This window comes from Micromonospora antibiotica, assembly GCF_017599305.1.
Lineage (GTDB): Bacteria > Actinomycetota > Actinomycetes > Mycobacteriales > Micromonosporaceae > Micromonospora > Micromonospora antibiotica.
Map to the genome: position 1 here is coordinate 1 of NZ_JAGFWR010000056.1, position 2,728 is coordinate 2,728.

Below are 2,728 nucleotides of genomic sequence, written 5' to 3' on the forward strand. Positions count from 1 at the left end.
CACCCCCACACACTCCTCAAACCGACCCCGAAAAACAGAATCACACTCCCACAACTCCCGACCCATACCCCACCACTGAGACCCCTGCCCCGGAAACACAAACACCGTCCCACCCGACACCACACCACCCGACACCACACCCGACGACAACACCACACCCGAACCCAAACCCGAAACAGAACCCGGAACCGGAACCGAAGACGAAGAGGAAGACGAAGCAGGAACCGAAACCGAAGCCGGAACCGAATTCACAGCCGGAGCCAAAGTTGCAGTCGGAGCCGCATTCGGAGACGCGATCGCAGTCGAAGTCGGAATCGGAGACGACACGTAATCCGCGCCAGAACCCAACGCCGTCAAACCCGCAACCAACTCCGCCCGAGAATTACCCACCACCACCGCACGATGCGCAAACCCAGCACGACCCGCCAACGTCCACGCCACATCCGACAACGACACCCCACCACCAACACCACCCAGAAAACCCGCCAACCGCACCGCCTGCGCCCGCAACGACTCCACCGACCGCGCCGACAACACCAACGGCACCGGCCCCACCAGCTCGTCGCCAGTGACCACAACCGGCTCCGGCACCGACTCCAGGATCACGTGCGCGTTGGTGCCGCTCATACCGAACGAGGAGACGGCCGACCGGCGGGGACGCCCGTCCTCCCACGGCCGCGCCTCGGTGAGCAGCTCTACCGTTCCCGACGACCAGTCCACGTGCGTGGTCGGCTCGTCGACGTGCAGCGTCTTCGGCATCACCCCGGCCCGCATCGCCAGCACCATCTTGATCACGCCGGCCACTCCGGCGGCGGCGAGGGTGTGGCCGACGTTCGACTTCAGGGAGCCGAGGAACAGCGGACGCTCCGCCGAATGCTCCCGACCGTACGTCGCCAACAACGCCTGCGCCTCGATCGGATCACCCAACCTCGTCCCCGTACCATGCGCCTCCACCACATCCACCTCACCCGCCGACAACCCCGCACTCGCCAACGCCTGACGAATCACCCGCTCCTGCGACGGACCATGCGGAGCCGTCAAACCATTCGACGCACCGTCCTGATTCACCGCACTACCCCGCACCAGAGCCAGGACGGGGTGCCCGTTCCGACGGGCGTCCGACAGCCGCTCCAGCATGATCACGCCGACGCCCTCGCCCCAGCCCGTGCCGTCGGCGGAGGACGAGAACGCCTTGCAGCGGCCGTCCACCGACAGCGCCCGCTGCCGGCTGAACTCGACGAAGTTGACCGGCCCGGCCATCACGGTGGCCCCGCCGACCAGGGCCAGCGAGCACTCGCCGGTGCGCAGTGACCCGGCGGCGAGGTGCAGGGCGACCAGCGACGACGAACAGGCGGTGTCGACCGTGATGGCCGGCCCCTCCAGGCCGAGGGTGTAGGCGATGCGGCCGGAGGCGACGCTCGTGGTGGTGCCGGTGGAGACGTGTCCTTCGACGCCGGCCGGGGTGTGGCCCAGCCGGGTGACGTAGTCGCTGGTGATGACGCCGACGAAGACGCCGGTGTCGCTGCCGCGCAGTTCCGCCGGGTCGACGCCGGCCGCCTCGATGGCCTCCCACGAGGTCTCCAGCAGCAGCCGCTGCTGCGGGTCCATCGCCGCCGCCTCACGGGGGCTGATCTCGAAGAAGTCCGCGTCGAACGTGTCGGCGTCGCGCAGGAACCCGCCCTGCCGGGTGTAGGTCCGGCCGACGGCGGCCGGGTCGGGGTCGTAGAGGTCGTCCACGTTCCAGCCCCGGTCGGTGGGGAAGTCGCCGATGGTGTCGACGCCGTCGGCGACCACCCGCCACAGGTGTTCCGGGCTGGCGACGCCGCCCGGGAACCGGCACGACATGGCGATGATGGCGACCGGGTCGTCGGCTACCGCGACGGCGGTGCGGGTCGTCGGCGTCACCGGTGCCGCGCCGTCCGGCCCGGCGACGACGGTACGCAGGTGTTCCGCCAGCGCGGCCGGGGTGGGGTGGTCGAAGACCGCGGTCGCGGCGAGCGTGATGCCGGTCGCGGCGACGAGCCGGTTGCGCAGTTCGACGGCCGTCAGCGAGTCCACACCCAGCTCCCGGAAGGGCCGCTGCGGGTCGACCGGTTCGCCGTCGGTGCGACCGAGGACCACGTCCACCTCGGCACGTACCAGGTCGGACAGGAACGCGGTCTGCTCCTGCGGGGTCTGCCCGGCCAGCCGCTGGGCCAGGTGGCCGGCGGCGTCGGTCGCCGCCGCCGCCCGCCGCCGGGCGGGTCGGACCAGCCTGCTCAGCATCGGCGGTACGGCGTCCCGGGCGGCGAACGCGCCCAGGTTCAGTCGTACCGGCAGGACCGTCGGGCGGTCGATGTCGAGGGCGGCGTCGAGGGCGGCGAGCCCCTGCTCCACCTCGATCGGCAGGACGCCGGCAGCGGCGATCCGATCGAGTTCGGCCCGCCCGAGACCGCCGGCCATTCCGCTGGTGGTGTCCCAGAGCCCCCACCCGATGGCGGTGGCGCGCAGGCCGCTGCGGTGGCGGTGGTGGGCGAGGGCGTCCTGGAAGGCGTTGGCTGCACCGTAGTTGGCCTGGCCCGGGTTCCCCATGGTCGCGGCGGCGCTGCTGTAGGTGACGAGGGTGACGTCGGGGTGGTGTTGGAGTGTGGTGTGGAGGGTGTGGGTGGTGTCGATTTTGGCGGTGAGGGTGGTGTGGAGGGTGTGGGGGGTTTGGGTGGTGAGGGGGGTGTCGTGGAGGGTGCCGGCG

1 protein-coding gene is annotated in these 2,728 nt (G+C 70.5%); it reads right to left on the reverse strand.

What is annotated here, in order from left to right; translation table 11 throughout:
* Nucleotides 1-2,728, reverse strand: a 2,728-nt coding sequence (locus JQN83_RS32540) for a type I polyketide synthase (RefSeq protein ID WP_208570987.1), incomplete at both ends; no start/stop codon positions are given.